At 65.6% G+C, this 16,419-nt stretch carries 13 protein-coding genes; 5 read left to right on the top strand and 8 right to left on the bottom strand.

Annotated features, from left to right (window positions below):
- Positions 1-369: 369 nt before the first annotated feature.
- The 4 genes from alaS to AC3A6F_RS03525 all read right to left on the bottom strand — a co-directional run bounded on the left by alaS (position 370) and on the right by AC3A6F_RS03525 (position 4,531).
- The gene (alaS, locus tag AC3A6F_RS03540) at positions 370-2,979 is read right to left on the bottom strand and encodes an alanine--tRNA ligase (RefSeq protein WP_487678599.1); all 2,610 of its coding nucleotides are present in this window, start codon (positions 2,977-2,979) and stop codon (positions 370-372) included.
- Positions 2,980-3,092: 113 nt separating this feature from the next.
- Positions 3,093-3,320, bottom strand: coding sequence for a hypothetical protein (locus tag AC3A6F_RS03535; protein ID WP_487678598.1), 228 nt, complete (start codon positions 3,318-3,320; stop codon positions 3,093-3,095).
- 94 nt (positions 3,321-3,414) lie between these two features.
- The gene (gene ugpQ, locus AC3A6F_RS03530) at positions 3,415-4,167 is read right to left on the bottom strand and encodes a glycerophosphodiester phosphodiesterase (protein WP_487678597.1); all 753 of its coding nucleotides are present in this window, start codon (positions 4,165-4,167) and stop codon (positions 3,415-3,417) included.
- A gap of 19 nt (positions 4,168-4,186) precedes the next feature.
- A complete protein-coding gene (locus AC3A6F_RS03525; RefSeq protein WP_487678596.1) occupies positions 4,187-4,531 on the bottom strand; it encodes a DUF1294 domain-containing protein in 345 nt (114 codons plus the stop codon).
- 696 nt (positions 4,532-5,227) lie between these two features.
- Here AC3A6F_RS03525 and AC3A6F_RS03520 point away from each other — a divergent pair.
- The gene (locus AC3A6F_RS03520; RefSeq protein ID WP_487678981.1) at positions 5,228-5,659 is read left to right on the top strand and encodes a DUF3597 domain-containing protein; all 432 of its coding nucleotides are present in this window, start codon (positions 5,228-5,230) and stop codon (positions 5,657-5,659) included.
- A gap of 23 nt (positions 5,660-5,682) precedes the next feature.
- Here AC3A6F_RS03520 and AC3A6F_RS03515 read toward each other — a convergent pair whose 3' ends face one another.
- On the bottom strand, positions 5,683-6,732 hold the full coding sequence (locus AC3A6F_RS03515) for a serine endopeptidase (protein ID WP_487678595.1): 1,050 nt from the start codon (positions 6,730-6,732) through the stop codon (positions 5,683-5,685).
- Between the two features lie 124 nt (positions 6,733-6,856).
- The gene (gene trpS, locus AC3A6F_RS03510; RefSeq protein WP_487678594.1) at positions 6,857-7,894 is read right to left on the bottom strand and encodes a tryptophan--tRNA ligase; all 1,038 of its coding nucleotides are present in this window, start codon (positions 7,892-7,894) and stop codon (positions 6,857-6,859) included.
- Positions 7,895-8,203: 309 nt separating this feature from the next.
- Between trpS and AC3A6F_RS03505 the strand changes: the two genes are divergently transcribed.
- Together AC3A6F_RS03505 and AC3A6F_RS03500 are read left to right on the top strand one after the other, a co-directional pair.
- Positions 8,204-10,522: a family 1 glycosylhydrolase gene (locus AC3A6F_RS03505; RefSeq protein ID WP_487678593.1), complete on the top strand. Its 2,319-nt coding sequence runs from the start codon at positions 8,204-8,206 to the stop codon at positions 10,520-10,522.
- Positions 10,523-10,631: 109 nt separating this feature from the next.
- On the top strand, positions 10,632-11,885 hold the full coding sequence (locus AC3A6F_RS03500; RefSeq protein ID WP_487678592.1) for a CaiB/BaiF CoA transferase family protein: 1,254 nt from the start codon (positions 10,632-10,634) through the stop codon (positions 11,883-11,885).
- Between the two features lie 3 nt (positions 11,886-11,888).
- On the opposite strand, the gene AC3A6F_RS03495 is transcribed toward AC3A6F_RS03500, so the two are convergent.
- Together AC3A6F_RS03495 and AC3A6F_RS03490 are read right to left on the bottom strand one after the other, a co-directional pair.
- Positions 11,889-12,212, bottom strand: a complete 324-nt coding sequence (locus AC3A6F_RS03495) for a hypothetical protein (RefSeq protein ID WP_487678591.1) — start codon at positions 12,210-12,212, stop codon at positions 11,889-11,891.
- A 127-nt stretch (positions 12,213-12,339) separates the two neighbouring features.
- Positions 12,340-13,254 carry a LysR family transcriptional regulator gene (locus AC3A6F_RS03490; RefSeq protein ID WP_487678590.1) on the bottom strand — a complete coding sequence of 305 codons (915 nt, stop codon included), beginning with the start codon at positions 13,252-13,254 and terminating at the stop codon, positions 12,340-12,342.
- Positions 13,255-13,360: 106 nt separating this feature from the next.
- Here AC3A6F_RS03490 and AC3A6F_RS03485 point away from each other — a divergent pair, with 106 nt between their 5' ends.
- Complete coding sequence (locus AC3A6F_RS03485; RefSeq protein WP_487678589.1) at positions 13,361-14,554, top strand: MFS transporter; 1,194 nt, start codon at positions 13,361-13,363, stop codon at positions 14,552-14,554.
- 203 nt (positions 14,555-14,757) lie between these two features.
- Positions 14,758-16,407 (top strand): DUF4394 domain-containing protein, encoded by a 1,650-nt coding sequence (locus AC3A6F_RS03480; protein WP_487678588.1) that lies wholly within the window; start codon positions 14,758-14,760, stop codon positions 16,405-16,407.
- The last annotated feature ends 12 nt before the right edge of the window (positions 16,408-16,419 follow it).

The following is a 16,419-nucleotide window of genomic DNA, read 5'->3' as shown; positions in this document are numbered from 1 at the left end:
GCACCAAAATAGTCACACATTGTTGCAAGATTGCAACCGCAATGTGAATTGCTTGACCGTATTACATTGAGTGTGTACTGGATGCTCACGAATCGGCACTGCAGCGGTGCAGCATGATCCTTAGATGCGGTCCGAAATGAGGCACGCAATAGTCCGAATGACCATGAAAACAAAGTGTTACGACTTTCGGTCGGGATCGGGGCTACACCTTCCTACCACCCCAAACGCGTCGTCCCCGCGCAGGCGGGGACCCAAGGTTTCATGCGCTGTGTCTACGTAAATCGTAGTGGCTGCGCAAAGGACTTGGGTCCCCGCCTGCGCGGGGACGACGTGTTGAGGCTAAATTCTAAAGGTAGCGTTTGCGGAAGATCAGGCGCGTTCGCCAACCCAGCCAGCCACGCCGGCCAGCGCCGCCGGCAGGCCCGATGGGTCGGTACCACCTGCTTGCGCCATATCAGGGCGACCGCCGCCCTTGCCGCCCACCTGCTGGGCGACAAAGTTCACCAGCTCGCCGGCTTTGACTTTACCGGTGGCATCCTTGGTCACGCCAGCGATCAGGCTGACCTTGCCATCGACGACACTGGCCAGCACGATGGCGGCCGTGCCCAGCTTGTCCTTCAGCTTGTCCATGGCTTCGCGCAGGGTGGCGACGTCGGCGCCTTCCATCGTTGCCGCCAGCACCTTGATGCCGTTGACGTCGACTGCCTTGCCCAGCAGCTCGTCGCCCTGGCCGGCCGCCAGCTTCGATTTCAGCGCGGCGACTTCCTTCTCCAGCGTCTTGACCTGGTCCTGCACCTGGGCGATGCGGGCGGTCAGCTCGTCCGGGCTGGTCTTGAGCGCACCGGCCGCTTCGATCAGCTTGCGGTTGATCGACTGCACCAGCGCCAGGGCGCCCTCGCCCGTCACCGCTTCCACGCGGCGGATGCCGGCGGCAACGCCGCCTTCCGACACGATCTTGAACAGGCCGATGTCGCCGGTGCGGGTCACGTGGACGCCGCCGCACAGCTCCTTCGAGGTGCCGATGTCCAGCACGCGCACGGTATCGCCATACTTCTCGCCGAACAGCGCCATCGCGCCATGCTTGACGGCGTCGTCGAAGGACATATTGTGCGACTGGGTTGGATGGTTTTCCAGGATTTCGCGGTTGACGATGGCTTCCACTTGCGCGATCTCGTCGGCGGTCAGGGCTTGCGGGTGGCTGAAGTCGAAGCGGGTCTTGTCTGGATCGACCAGCGAGCCTTTTTGCTGCACGTGGCTGCCCAGCACTTCGCGCAAGGCCTTGTGCATCAGGTGGGTGGCCGAGTGGTTGCGGATGGTGCGGCCGCGCTTGACGGTGTCGACCTGCGCGTCGACGGTGGCGCCGACCTTCAGCGAACCCTCGCGCAGCACGCCGTGGTGGCCGAACACGTCGGCCTGGATCTTGAGCGTGTCTTCCACATCGAACTGCACGCCGGCAGTGCCGATGACGCCCTGGTCGCCCACCTGGCCGCCCGATTCGGCATAGAACGGGGTGGTGTCGAGCACGACGATGCCGGCCTGGCCGGCCTTGAGTTCGTCGACCTTCACGCCGTCGGCGTACAGCGCCAGCACGTGGGTATTGTGGGCCAGCGCGTCGTAGCCGACGAACTTGGTCTTCTCGCCCGCGTACTCGACGTTGGCGGCCATCTTGAACTTGCCGGCGGCGCGCGCGGTCTTCTTCTGCTGTTCCATGGCGGCGGCGAAGCCTGCCTCGTCGAGCGTGACGTTACGCTCGCGGCAGATATCGGCGGTCAGGTCGAGCGGGAAGCCGTAGGTGTCGTACAAGGTAAAGGCGGTGGCGCCATCGAGGTTCTTCGGATCCTTGGCCAGCTGGGCTTCCAGGATCTTCATGCCGTTTTCCAGGGTCTCGCCAAAACGCTCTTCTTCGGCCTTCAGCACCGACGCCACGCGGTCTTTCACGTTGCGCAGTTCCGGATAGGCTTCGCCCATCTCGAGGTCCAGGTCGGCCACCAGCTTGTAGAAGAACGGTTTCGTCTGGCCCAGCTTATGGCCGTGGCGCAGCGCGCGGCGGATGATGCGGCGCAGGACGTAGCCGTGGCCTTCGCTGCTCGGAATGATGCCGTCGACGATCATGAACGAGGCCGAGCGGATGTGGTCGGCGATGACCTTGAGCGAGTTATTGCCCAGGTCGTCGATGCCGGTCTCGCGCGCCGCTGCCTTGATCAGGTTCTGGAACAGGTCGATCTCGTAGTTGCTGTGCACGTGCTGCAGCACGGCGGCCAGGCGCTCCATGCCCATGCCGGTGTCGATCGACGGCTTCGGCAGCGGGGTCATATTGCCCGCTTCGTCGCGGTTGAACTGCATGAACACCAGGTTCCAGATCTCGATGAAACGGTCGCCGTCTTCTTCGGCCGAACCTGGAGGGCCGCCCCAGATGTCGGCGCCGTGGTCGAAGAAGATCTCGGTGCACGGGCCGCATGGGCCGGTGTCGGCCATCTGCCAGAAGTTATCCGAGGCGTAGCGCGCGCCCTTGTTGTCGCCGATGCGGATGATGCGCTCTTTCGGCACGCCGATCTCGTTGGCCCAGATGTCGTAGGCTTCGTCGTCCTCGAAATAGACGGTGACGGTCAGCTTCTCGGCCGGCAGGCCATAGACCTTCGTCAGCAGTTCCCAGGCATACTGGATCGCATCGCGCTTGAAATAGTCGCCGAAGCTGAAGTTGCCCAGCATTTCAAAGAAGGTGTGGTGACGCGCGGTGTAGCCGACGTTTTCCAGGTCGTTGTGCTTGCCGCCGGCGCGCACGCAGCGCTGGACCGAGGTCGCGCGCGAATACGGGCGCGAATCCAGACCCAGGAACACATCCTTGAACTGCACCATCCCGCTATTGGTCAACAGCATGGTCGGGTCATTGCCAGGCACCAGCGGGCTGGAACGCACGATGGAATGGCCTTTGGATTCAAAGAACTTCAGGAACTTTTCGCGAATGTCTGAGGATTTCATGTCTGTTGGAAGGGCGGAATGAGGCAGCGTGCCAATAAAGGAACGATTATAGCCTAGCCGCCGCCGTCAATATTAGTCCGACTGATATTGACAACTTGCCAGCAACAATGGATTCAGCGCAGCAGGTTCGAGATCGCGCGGGTCCTTGGCTCGACTGGAGCCAACATCGTCCTGGCAGCTCCCTGCAGGATGCGCGCACGGGCCTCGCCGGTCGGATCGGTATCGCGGCGGCGCGCGCCGGCCTGCACCGACTTGCCGACGAGGTCGAGCCAATGGCTGATAGCGGCCTGGGCGCCTTCGGCGTGCGGGGACAACGGAATGATGGTGGTCGAGGGTGCCATGCTAGCTGCTTCAAAGAGATCGTCTTTACTTAACGTCTCCCGGGCAACCATTCTTGAGGCCGCCAGACAAATATATTGCTGAGCCGAAAGTCCCTCAGGCGAAATCCGGCCCGATCAGGTCGATGCGATCGGTGCAGAAGGCGTCTACGCCCCACTCCAACAAGGTGCGCGCACGGCCGGGATCGTTGACGGTATAGCAGAACAGGCCGAAGCCGCCGTCCTTCACCGCCCGCGCCATCTCCGGCCCGAGGTGCTGATGATTGGTGTGGATGGCAACCGCGTCCAGCGCCCGCGCACGTACCGCCCAGTCCGGCCCCAGCGCGCTGATCAGGCAGGCGCGGGGAAGCTGCGGCGCGGTCAGGCGCGCGCTGGCCAGCGCCACGTCGCTGAACGAAGACAGCAGCGGGACCCGGGCCATGTCCCCGGCCGCGAGTTCGGCGACGAACAGCTCGGCGGCCAGCGCCGCCACGACCGCGCCAGTTTCCGCCTCAAAGCCGGGCGCCGGCTTGATCTCGATATTCATCCACACGCCCTGCTCCTTGCACAGGCGCGCGAATTCGGTAAACAGCGGCACCGGCTCATCGGCAAACGCCGGAGCGAACCAGGCGCCGGCATCCATCGCCGCCAGATCGGCTGCATCGTACTCGAACACGCTGCCCATGCCCTTGACCGTGCGGCCCAGGCCGGGATCGTGCACCACCACGGGAATGCCATCGCGCGCCAGCATGACGTCGAACTCGACCGCGCGAAAGCCCGCCTGCATCCCGCAGCGCAGGCCGGCATAGGTGTTCTCGGGCGCCAGGGCGCCGCCGCCGCGGTGGGCCAGGATGCGGGGATAGGGCCACATGTGCGCCGCCTCTCGACAGTCAGGCCGGCACGCCAAGGCGCCAGGCCAGCCAGGCGAAGGCGCCCAGGTTCAGCGCCACCGTCAGCTGGAACTTGCGCTGGAACGACTGCTTGCTGGTCTTGTGGCGCAGCCATTGCTGGGCCAGCAGGGCGCCCGGCCAGCCGCCGACCAGGCCGAGGATCAGCAGCGTCGACTCAGGCGTGCGCCAGGACTGCGAACGCGCTGCCGACTTGTCGATGGCGTAGGCGACGAAGCAGGTCAGGCTGGTCGTCAGGTAGGCGGCGCCGACCAGCTGGGACATGTCCCAGGCCACGCTGGCGAACAGGTAAATGGCGAGGAAGAGGGCGAGCGGTAGATAGCGCATGACGACAGCTTACCGTTCAAGGCTCGCGAATGTCCACTGGGCAAATGCGGGTCGAGCGTGCGCGGATACCCGCCCTGGGTTCGTCATCGAACAGAGCAGGTGATACCGAACGCCTACCCTGAACTTTCACAGGTATCACATCAAGTGGGAGATGACATGGCTTTTGATTTAGGAAACTTACTGCAGCAGTATATCGGCGGTGCCGGCGCTACTGCCAACAATGGCAAGGCGTCCGACGACTTCGACCAGGTGGCGCAGAACGCGCCCCGCGCCAGCATCGCCCAGGGCATTGCCAGCGCCCTGCGTTCAGACCAGACCCCGCCCTTCCCCCAGATGGTCAGCCAGTTGTTCGGGCAGAGCAATCCCGACCAGCGCGCCGGCATGCTCAACAGCCTGTTGGGCGGCGCCGGTGGCGGCTTGCTCGGCTCCGTCGCTGGCGGCGCATTGGGCAAGATCTTCGGCGGCAACGCGCCATCGAAGGTAACGCCGGAACAGGCGGCGCAAGTCTCGCCTGAGCAAGTGCAAGAACTGGCCGAAAAGGCGCAACAAGAGAATCCCGGCATTGTCGACCGTATGAGTGACTTCTATGCCGAGCATCCAACCTTGATCAAGGCTGCCGGCGGCGCCGCGCTGGCGGTCGCGCTCGGCTACATGGCAAACAATATCCGTAAACAATCACCAGAAAAGGAGGGTCCCGTGGGTATCCTGAGCAATATTTTCCACAAAATTTTCCCAGGTAAGAAAGATGCGGCGCCTGCCGCCGCTCCGGCTGCGGCTCCCGCCGCTCCGGCCCAGCCGCAAGCCGCGCCGGCGCCGAGCGCACCGGCCGCAGCGCCAGCCGCTGCTCCGGCCGCCGCTGCCCCGGTCCAGCAGGTCGACGTCGAGCAGATCCTGAACGATATGCAGAAGTCGTCCGGCCAGCAACTGAACTGGCGCACTTCGATCGTCGACCTGCTCAAGCTGCTCGGCCTGGACAGCAGCCTGGCGTCGCGCAAGGAACTGGCCGCCGAACTCAACTACACCGGCGATACCAGTGACTCGGCCAAGATGAATATCTGGCTGCACCGCCAGGTGATGAACAAGCTGGCCGCGAATGGCGGCAAGGTGCCGGCCGACCTGCGCGACTGATACCGCTGTAAGGCGCTGGCCGGCTAGTCCGCCAGCGTCGTATTGGCCGCCGTCCCGCACGCAAAGCAAAAGCGCGCGAACGCATTCTTGCGTGTCGTGCAAGCGCCGCACCGGTTGAACAGGCCGATGCCGCAGTGCGGGCAAAAGTCGGTCTTGCCATCCTTGAGGTCGACGGCGCGCTCGCAACCGGGACACACGCCTTTCGCCAGGCGCGCCTGGACGAGGTCGTAGCGCATGCCCTGGCGCCGTTCGGCATCGGGCAGCGCCTCGGCCTGTTTCTGGCGCGCCAGGTAGCCCTGCAGCCAGACGATGGCGTAACGCCCTGCGACCACCGTCAGGATGATGCCGACGATGTAGCGCACGTAGCCGCCATAGCTCGGCAGATAGGGCACCAGCTCGAAGAAGAAGGTGAACAGGGCAAAGATGATGAAGCCCCAGGCGAACGGCCAGTCGGCCGTCTTGCGCTTGTGCCTGAACAGCCAGCCGGCCGCCAGCAGCAGCGGCAGGGTCAATGCCAGGCGGTAGAGAAAGACGCGCAGCTCGCGCGCCTCGACTTCGTCGGCGAAGGCCTGCTGCGCCGGTTCTTGCAGGGCGTCCCAGCGCAGCTTGGCGCGCTCGTAGGCCTGGGTGGCGTCCAGCATCGTCTGCTGTTCGCGTTCCACCGCCGCGAGGGCGGCGCGTTCAGCGCGCTCCAGGGCCTCCAGGCCCTGGGTACGCTTGATCAGTTCGGGGTCTTGCTCTGGCCGCGCGGTCGCCTGCCGGGTCGCGAGCCAGTTGTCGAAGGTCGAGCGCGCCGAGCGCGTATTCGACTGCGCCACCGTGTGCTTCTGGCTGGCCTGCTCGAGGCGCGTGCGCGCGCCTTCGATGCGCGCCTGCTCGCTGGCCATCTCGGTACGCAGCTTGCCGACCTGGGCCGGGTTCATGAACTCCTCGACCGTCAGCGGCGCCTCGACGTCGCGCAACTGCTGCACGACCAGGCCGCCCAGGCCGATCAGGAAACCGGCGAAGACGAAGGCGACGAGCCACAAGGCCCGCTGCATCCATTGTTCGGTCAGGCGCAAGCCTTTGCTCATGAAGCGCTCCTCGGCGATGGACAAGCCCGCAGCTTGCCATCGTCGCAAGCTCCGTGCTACTGATAGTTATCAGAGGCACGGGTTGCGCTACCGCAGGTATCGCTCAGCGATACCCCCACCCTCATCAGAAGTAGGACAGGCCCAGCGCCTTCTTGACTTCGTCGGTGGTCGCGGCCGCCACTTCGCGCGCCTTGAGGGTGCCTTCCTGCAGCATCTTCATCACCTGGGCCGGGTCCTTGGCGAACTCTTCGCGGCGGGCGCGGATCGGCGCCAGCAGGTCTTGCAGGATGCCTTCCAGGCGCTTCTTGACGATGCTGTCGCCCAGGCCGCCGCGCTGGTAGTGCGCCTTCATCTCGGCCAGGCCTTCCTTGTCGGTGTCAAAAGCGTCCAGGTAGGTGAAGGCGACATTACCCTCGATATGGCCCGGATCCGATACCTTCAGGTGCAGCGGGTCGGTGTACACGTTCTTGACCGCGGCGCGGATCTCGTCGGCGCTGGCGCCCAGGTTGATGGTGTTGCCGAGCGACTTGCTCATCTTGGCCTTGCCGTCGATGCCCGGCAGGCGGCCGACTTCCGGCACGAAGGCCTTGGCCTCGACCAGCACGTCGCGGCCGACGATGCGGTTGAAGCGGCGCACAATCTCGTTGCACTGCTCGATCATCGGGATCTGGTCTTCGCCCACCGGAACCACGCCGGCCTTGAAGGCGGTGATGTCGGCGGCCTGGCTGGCCGGATAGGTCAGAAAGCCCGCCGGGATGTCGCGCTCGAAGCCGCGCAGCACGATTTCCGCCTTCACGGTCGGGTTGCGCTCGAGGCGCGCGACGGTCACCAGGTTCAGGTAATAGAAGGTCAGCTCGGTCAGTTCCGGGATCTGCGACTGGATGAAGATCGTGGTCTTGGTCGGGTCGATCCCTACGGCAAGGTAATCGAGCGCCACTTCCAGCACGTTCCGGTGTACCTTACTCAAGTCATCCATATTGTCGGTCAGCGCCTGCGAGTCGGCCAGCATGACGAATTGGCGATACTGGTGCTGGTAGGTCACGCGATCGCGCAGGCTGCCCACGAAGTGGCCGAGGTGAAGCGGACCTGTCGGACGGTCGCCGGTCAGGATGATCTGGCTCATTGGAGCAGAATCGGAAGAAGTGTTTTGTTGCAGGGTCATCGAGATTCCTTGGTAGATGCCTCGATCGTCCTGCGTCAATGAATGAACGCCACCCGAATCGAGGCGGCGTTAGCTGAAATGCACATCATTTCCGGGGCCGCGCGCTAGGAGCGGCGCCACCAGGCAAGAATGAGATGTGCTTTCGGAAAGATCATGGACCGCATGGTTGCAGGTTGGCGCGCCGCTGTCAACCGCTACCGCCACCGGTACCGTGACTCGGCAGGCAAGGCTCTCCCCACGCAGCGTCAACGTCGGTAGCGCCGCATTGTCGAAATTTTGTTGCCATAAAATTAAGGAATTAGAATAGCCATGAACAAGAGCACGAACAGCCCAGCACAGCCCCTCGAACTCTGGGGCGGCCTCGAATGCACGGTCAACCGCGTGCAAGACAGCTATTTCAGCCAGCTGGACCGCAACGGCCACAGCGGGCGCGCCTGCGACATCGAGCGCTTCGCCGCGCTCGGCATCCGCGCCATCCGCTACCCCATCCTGTGGGAACGCACCGCCCCCGACGGCATCGATCAAGCCGACTGGCGCTGGCCGGACGAGCGCCTGGCCGCCCTGCGCGAGGCTGGCGTCACCCCAATCGCCGGGCTGATCCACCATGGCAGCGGTCCGCGCCACACGAGCCTGGTCGATCCCGGTTTCGCGCAAGAACTGGCCGACTACGCCGGCGCCGTCGCCGCGCGCTACCCCTGGCTCGAGTTCTACACCCCGGTCAACGAGATCTGCACCACGGCGCGCTTCGCCGGCCTGTACGGTGTCTGGTATCCGCACGGCCGCGACGACCGCACCTTCATCCAGGCCCTGCTCAACCAGTGCCGCGCCACCGTGCTGTCGATGCGCGCCATCCGCGCCGTCAACCCGGACGCGAAACTGGTGCAGACCGACGACCTCGGCAAGACCTACAGCACGCCGGAGCTCAGCCACGTGGCCGAGTTCTACAACGAGCGCCGCTGGCTGGGCTGGGACCTGCTCTGCGGCATGGTCGGCCCCGGGCACAAGCTGTGGAACTACCTGATCAAGAGCGGCGCCACGGCTGACGACCTGCTGTGGTTCCGAGACAATCCATGCCCGCCCGACCTCATCGGCGTCAATTACTACGTCACCAGCGAGCGCTGGCTGGATCACCGTCCCGAGCGCTTCCCCGAAAACCACCGCGGCACCGCCGACGGCATTCCCTGCGCCGACATCGAAGCCTCGCGCGTGCTGGCCACGCCGACGCCAGGCATCGCCCCGCTGCTGTCCGAGATCTGGGAGCGCTATGGCATCCCGCTGGCCATCACCGAAGCCCACATCGACGCGAACCGCGAAGACCAGATGCGCTGGCTGCTCGAGATCTGGGAAGCGGCCCAGCAGTCGCGCGACAACGGCGTCGACGTGCGTGCGGTGACGGTATGGGCCCTGCTCGGCTCGTTCGACTGGAACAGCCTGGTGACGGTCGAGCGCGGCTACTACGAACCCGGCCCGCTCGACGTGCGCTCGCCACTGCCGCGGCCGACCGCGCTGGCGAAGATGATGCGCGAGCTGTCGGACGGCGCGCCGCTGTCGCACCCGGTGCTGCGCGCCCAGGGCTGGTGGCGCCGGCCGGGCCGCTTCCTGTGCCAGCAGCCGGTGGCCACGCCCGCCGCCCTCACCTCGATCGCGGCCGACGGCCACCGCCTGGTGGGTAGCGACGCCGCGCCGATCCTGATCCTGGGCGCCACCGGCACCCTGGGCCGCGCCTTTGCCCGCATCTGCGACAAGCGCAACCTGGCCTACCGTCTGCTGACGCGCCAGGACATGGACATCGCCGATGCCGACTCGGTGGAGCGCGCGCTGGCGCAGCACAAGCCCTGGGCCGTGGTCAATACCTGCGGCTACGTGCGGGTGGACGACGCCGAGCACGAGATGGAGCGCTGCCAGCGCGAGAACACGCACGGCGCCGCCATCCTGGCCGCCGCCTGCGCGCGTCACGACATCCACCTGACCACCTTCTCGAGCGACCTGGTGTTCGATGGCCGCAACGAGCGTCCCTATGTCGAATCCGATACGCCCAATCCGCTCAACGTCTACGGCCGCAGCAAGCTCGATGCCGAACGCGCCGTGCTCGAAAACCATCCGGGCGCGCTGGTGGTGCGCACCAGCGCCTTCTTCGGCCCATGGGACGGCTACAACTTCGTGACCCTGGCCCTCGATGCCCTGGAGCGCGGCAACGCCTTCGTGGCGGCCAGCGACCTCACCATCTCGCCGACCTATGTGCCCGACCTGGTGCACGCCTGCCTCGACCTGGCCGTGGACCGCGAAGCCGGCATCTGGCACCTGGCCAACCAGGGCGCGCTGACCTGGGCCGAACTGGCGCGGCGCGCGGCCGAACTGGCCGGCGTCGATGCGGCGACGCTGGAAGCGAAACCCGCAGCCGAATTCGGCTTCACGGCGGCGCGGCCTGCCTATTCCTCGCTGCACAGCGAGCGCGGCGCGCTGCTGCCTGCGCTGGACGACGCGCTGCGGCGTTACGTTGAGCTGCGCACTGCCGACAAGGCCGAACGCTGCGCGCTGCAGGCTGAGGCCGAAGGCCGGCAGCAGGTGGCCGGTGGGGATACCCAGGCCGAGGCGGACACGATCGCTGCGGCACAGTCCGGGACCTGATCGCCAACGGATGAGGCGCCGCGGCGCCTCATCGGGATACGGCTGGCAAGCGCCGTGCTTCTGGATAGCTATAATCAACGCTTTCCGATAGCACAAAAAATATCGAGACATGACGCAATCCAGCCCACCTTCCCCTTCCTTGCCGAAAGCCCTCGGCCACATCCGCGTGCTCGACCTCTCGCGCGTGCTGGCCGGCCCCTGGTGCTCGCAGAACCTGGCCGATCTCGGCGCCGACGTGATCAAGATCGAGCGCCCCGGCGCCGGCGACGACACCCGCGCCTGGGGGCCGCCGTATGCGAAGGATGCGCAGGGTAACGATACGCTGGAGGCGGCCTACTACCTGTCGGCCAACCGCGGCAAGCGCTCGCTCACGGTCGATATCGCGAGCAGCGAAGGCCAGGCCCTGCTGCGCGAGCTGGTGGTCCATTGCGACGTGGTGCTCGAGAACTTCAAGGTCGGCCACCTCAAGCGCTTTGGCCTCGACTACGACTCTCTCAAGCAAATCAGGCCCGACCTGGTGTACTGCTCGATCACCGGCTTCGGCCAGGACGGCCCCTATGCCCACCGCGCCGGCTATGACTTCCTGATCCAGGGCATGGGCGGCCTGATGTCGGTCACCGGCGAGCGCGACGACCTGCCCGGCGGCGGTCCGCAAAAGGCCGGCGTCGCCCTCACCGACCTCATGACAGGCATGTATGCCACGGTGGCCGTGCTGGCCGCCCTCACCCACCGCGACCGCACGGGAGAAGGCCAGCACATCGACATGGCGCTGCTCGATACGCAGGTGGCGATGCTGGCCAATGTCGGCAGCAATTACCTCAACAGCGGCAAGCCGCCCAAGCGCTGGGGCAATGCCCACGCCAATATCGTGCCTTACCAGACCTTCGCCTGCCTCGATGGCCACATCATCGTCGCCACCGGTAACGACGGCCAGTACCAGAAATTCGTCGAAGCCGGCGGCCGGCCTGAACTGGCAAGCGATCCGCGCTTCACCACCAATCCGCTGCGCGTGCACAACCGCGAGCTGCTGGTGCCGCTGCTGGCCGAGATGGTCAAGCTGAAAAAACGCGACGACTGGATCGCGCTGCTGGAAGAAAAAGGCGTCCCCTGCGGGCCGATCAACGACGTCGGCGAAGTGTTCGCCAACGAGCAGGTGCAAGCACGCGCGATGGCGATCGACCTGCCGCATCCGAGCGCGGGCCAGATCAAGCTGGTGCGCAATCCGATCCGGATGTCGGCCACGCCGGCAACGAGCGGGATGGCCCCGCCCCTGCTGGGCCAGCACACGACGGAAGTATTGCGCGACGTGCTGGGCAGGAGCGAGGAAGAGATCGCGGCCTTGCGCGAACGGGGTATCGTTTAAAGCTTAGTGCAGCTGGTGCTTCAGGTTCGACAGCTCGTCGTGCACGCGCACGATCACGGATTGCACTTGCGGTGACGGACGGGTCGAGGTGCAGACGCGCTTGGCCTCGTCGCCCATGGCTTCCAGGTCGTCGATGGCCTGGATCATGCTCGACTGGTCGTTCGATTGCATGACACTTTGCGCACGCCCGGCTTCCTCGGCGATCTTGTGGATACAGTCGCGGATTTCGCTGGGGACGCTCTGATCGCTCTGGCAGACCTGCTCGGCCTGGTTCACGACTTGCTGGACGCTTTTAAAACGTTGCTGGATTTCGGCGGTTTGCAGCATGATGCCCTCCTGAAAAAGATGTGGAAAAAACCACTGGAGCCTTCCAGCTTAGGATGGATCCCTGGTTTATCAAGCATGGATTTCGCCTGTTCCGCGGGACAATGGCGGTGCGTTCCCATTCGCACTTTTACGCCATCGGCTCCGACAGCGCCGCGCGCAAGACGTCGACCAGCTCACGCACGCGCGGCACGTCCTGTTTCGCCTTTGGCCACACCACGTGCATCGTCAGGCCGGGCGTGGCATAGTCCGGCAGCACCTCGACCAGGCTGCCGTCCGCCAGATGACGCTCGATCAGCCATGTCGACATCTGGGCAATGCCAAGCCCCGCCACGGTGAGTCCGGCCTGGACTTCGGCGTCGCCAGTGACGATCCGCGCGTCGAATGCGCGCTGCTCGACCAGGGCGTTGCCGCGCCGGATCAGCAAGGGACTGACGCGGCTGTCGGCCTTGCCGTACATGATGACCGCGTGCTCCCCCAGATCTTCGACCGAGGCCGGCGCGCCGTGCGCCGCGAGGTAGGAAGGCGCCGCGCAGAACACCTTGCGGTCCTGGCCCAGCAGGCAATGGCCGAGCGCGGGCGACCAGGCCTCGGGGCTGCCGATGCGGACCGTCACATCGATGCCTTCGTCCTCGAGATCGACATAGCGGTCGGTGAAGGACAGCACCGGCTTGATGCGCGGATAGCGCTGCAGGAAAGCCGTCAATACCGGCAGCACGACCAGGCGTCCGTAGGTGGCCGGCAGGTCGACCCGCAGCCGCCCGGCCAACAACTCGCCCTCGGCGTGCAATGCATGCTCGGCTTCCTCGAGCTCGCCCAGCACCCGGGTGCAGGCCGCCAGGAAACGGGTCCCGGCATCGGTCAGCGCCAGCCTGCGCGTGCTGCGCTCGAACAGGCGCGCGTTCAGGCGCGCCTCGAGGCGGGCGATGGCCTTGCCGACGGCCGATCCGGTCAGGTTGAGGCGCTGGGCTGCGCGGATGAAGCTGCCGGCCTGGGCCACAGCCACAAACACATCGACCCCTTTCAGGCGTTCACTGTTTTGCATACTTGATTACGGAAAAATATTCCGTCAAGTATAGAAAAAATGCCCGAGATAGGAAATGATTTTTCAAATACGATGGCGATCCTGCTCAATCTCCAATAAGAAAACCATGTCCCATTCACCCTCCGCGCTCGCGCAACCGGCTCCAGCATCCTCGTCGTCCGGCGCGCTGTCCATATTGATCCTGGCGATCGCCGCCTTCGTCATCGTCACCACCGAATTCCTGATCGTCGGCCTGCTGCCGGCCCTGTCGCGCGACCTCGGCATCTCGATCTCGCTCGCCGGCCAGCTGGTGACCTTGTTCGCTTTCACCGTGATGCTGTTCGGTCCACCGCTGACGGCCTGGCTGTCGCACCTGGACCGCAAGGCCCTGTTTATCGGCGTGCTGGTCGTGTTCGCGCTGTCCAATGCCCTGGCCGCGCTGGCGCCCAACATCTGGGTGCTGGCGCTGGCGCGCTTCATTCCGGCGCTGGCGCTGCCGGTGTTCTGGGGCACCGCCAGCGAGACCGCGGCCGAACTGGCCGGCCCCGACAAGGCCGGGCAAGGCGTGGCGCGGGTCTACCTCGGCATCTCGGCTGCCCTGCTGTTCGGCATCCCGCTCGGCACCATCGCCGCCAACAGCATCGGCTGGCGTAATGCGTTCTGGATCCTGACCGCGCTGTCGCTGGCGATGGCGCTCGCATTGCTGTTCCTGATGCCGGCCGTGGCGCGCGCCAAGCGCGTGGACTTCCGTTCCCAGGCGCGCCTGTTCCGCGAGCCCTACTTCCTGGCCAACGTCGGCCTGTCGATCCTGGTATTTACCGCCATGTTCGCCGCCTACACCTACCTGGCCGACATTCTCGAGCGGGTGGCCGGCGTGGCGCCGCTCGACGTCGGCTGGTGGCTGATGGGCTTCGGTGCGATCGGCCTGATCGGCAACTGGGTGGGCGGCAAGGTGGTCGACCGCGCGCCATTGAAGGCCACGGCACTGTTCTCGGGCCTCTTGGCGCTGGCGATGGCGCTGGCGGTGCCCACCGCCGGCTCGACGATCCTGTTCTGCGCGGTGCTGGCGCTGTGGGGCATCGCGTACACGGCGCTGTTCCCCATCTGCCAGGTACGGGTGATGAAATCGGCCACCCACTCGCAGGCGCTGGCCGGCACCACCAATGTATCGGCCGCGAATGCCGGCATCGGCATCGGCGCCATGGTGGGCGGCGCGGCGATTCCGCTGCTTGGCCTGGACAAGATCGGCTATATCGCGGCGGGCTTCGCGCTGCTGGCCGTGCTGCTGACGCCGCTGGTGGCGCGCCTGCGCCGGAATTGAGGCATCTCTACAGCGTGACGGCATGCCCGCCGACATGAATTGCGTGACGTCCACCACGCCGCACACCTTGTGAAAATATTTTTTTCACAAGGTGCATCCATTCCTGCATCTGGCGAGTAGTACAAGCGCCAACATTGCAGGCCGACCCGGCCGCGATGCGCTCCTGACGAATTCAAACAAGCAATTCTTACTGAGGACACATCATGACCCAACCACAATTTTCCAAACTCGTTCTCGTTTCCTCGATCGCCCTGGCGCTGGCCGCCTGCGGCAGCAGCAGCGACGACCACCACGCCGACACGACCCCGACCACCCCGCCGCCGCCGGCCGCGACGGTCGGCGACGTGGTCGCCCTGACCGCCAGCAACCGCCTGGTCTCGTTCGACCGCGCCACGCCGGGCACCATCCGCAGCAATGTGCTGGTGACGGGCCTCCAGAGCGGCGAGAACCTGATCGGCATCGACGTGCGTCCAGCAGACGGCAAGCTGTACGGCGTCGGCTCGACCGGCCGTCTGTACACGCTGGACGCCGCCACCGGCGCCGCCACCAATAAATCGCGCCTCGCCGCCGATGCCGCCGACACCACGGAACCGTTCAGCGCCCTGGCCGGCGCCAGCTTCGGCGTCGATTTCAATCCGATGGCCGACCGCCTGCGCATCGTCAGCAATACCGGCCAGAGCCTGCGCATCAACGTCGACACCGGCGCCACCACCACCGACGGCAGCATCAATGGCGGCGCCGCCAATACCGCGATCTCGGCCTCGGCCTACACCAACTCGTTCGCCGGCACCGGCTCGACCACGCTGTACGGCATCGACAGCGCCAATTCGACCCTGTACACGCAGAACCCGCCGAACGACGGCACCCTGGCCAAGCCGGTGCCGCTGGGCGTCACCATCGGCGCGGCGAACGGCTTCGACATCGATGCGCGCACGAATATGGGATACATGGTCGCCACCGTCGGCGGCGCACGCAACCTGTATGGCGTGAACCTGGCCGCCACCAGCGCCCCGACCAACCTGATCGGCGCGCTCGGCTTGACCGAAGACATCCGCGGCATCGCGCTGCGCGCCGTGGCGGCGCCGGTGATCCTGGGCCTGGCGGACGACAATCGCCTGCTGGGCTTCAAGGTCGCTTCGCCCAACACCATCGACACCAATGTCGCCATCACCGGCCTGGCCGGCGGCGAAACCCTGGTCGGCATCGACGTGCGGCCGAAGGACAGCATGCTGTACGGTCTGACGAGCAATGGGCGCCTGGTCACCATCGATCCGGCCACCGGCGCCGCGACCGTCAAGGCGACCCTCAGCGCCGACGCCGGCGACACGACCGCGCCCTACACCGCCATGCAGGGAACGTCGTATGCGGTCGACTTCAACCCGGCCGCCGACCGCCTGCGCGTGATCAGCGACAGCGGCCAGAGCCTGCGCATCAACGTCGACACCGGCGCCACCACCACCGACGGCACTATCAACCGCGCCGGCGTGGCCCCACGCGTCGTGGCGGCCGCCTACACCAACAGCATCCCGAATGGGGCATCGACCCAGTTGTTCGACGTCGACGGCGCGAGCTCCGTGCTGGCGCTGCAGAATCCGCCGAACGATGGCACGCTGGTCAACGTCGGAGCGCTGGGCGTGACGGTGGCGGGCGATGGGGGCATGGACATCGGCGGCGGCGAGAACGGCCTGGTGCTGGCGGCGCTGCGCACCACGGCCGGCGGTCCAAGCTCGCTGTACCGGGTCAATGTCACCACCGGTGCGGCAACCCTGGTGAACGGCGCGGCGACGCCGGCGACTTCGGTGATCGGCAGTGGCACGCCAGGTCTGCGTGATATCGCGATCTGGCTACGCTGATAATCTGATCGG

Source organism: Massilia sp. Soil_C_3, from assembly GCF_057657035.1.
The sequence above is the reverse complement of the archived record's forward strand: the minus strand, read 5'-3'. Positions and strand labels throughout refer to the sequence as shown.